General features: G+C 38.4%; 1 protein-coding gene. It reads right to left on the bottom strand.

Going from position 1 to position 482, the window contains the following annotated elements:
- Positions 1-482 (bottom strand): transposase (locus tag IV84_RS10600; RefSeq protein WP_162261359.1); only part of this gene is annotated, 482 nt, incomplete at both ends.

Here is a 482-nt window from a genome sequence, read left to right as displayed (position 1 = left end):
ATCATTAACTTTTATTTCATCAAGATGAAATAAACGCCATTGAGATTTTAAAATATGATAAATTCGTGAATGCTTATCTTGGATAGTACGAATGGTCTGCGTGCGTTCATTATCTAAGGCACGCCCAGCCAGTTGAATAATATGGAAACGATCGATAATCGTGGCCGCATTGGGAAATAAGCGATGAATGAAGCTGCCATATTCAGCATTCATGTCAATCGTCACTGATTGAACTTGGGCACGTTCTTGAACCGAAAAACGAGCTTCAAAGTAGTCAATGATATCTTTACTTAGCCGATCTTTTAAAGTAACAATTCGGCGATGACTAACGGCATCGCAACAATTAAAGGACATCCAGTGATTACAGGAACGAAATTCATCAAAGCAAAGATTCTCTGGGAGATGTTTAACACGATAGGCTAAGTGAATATTGGCATTTAGGATTCGTTGAACACTGCTTGGCGAAATTCCACAAAGTTTAG

It is taken from the genome of Pediococcus damnosus (assembly GCF_001437255.1).
Classification (GTDB): domain Bacteria; phylum Bacillota; class Bacilli; order Lactobacillales; family Lactobacillaceae; genus Pediococcus; species Pediococcus damnosus.
Note: the sequence above shows the minus strand (reverse complement) of the source record. Positions and strands in the feature narration are given on the sequence as shown.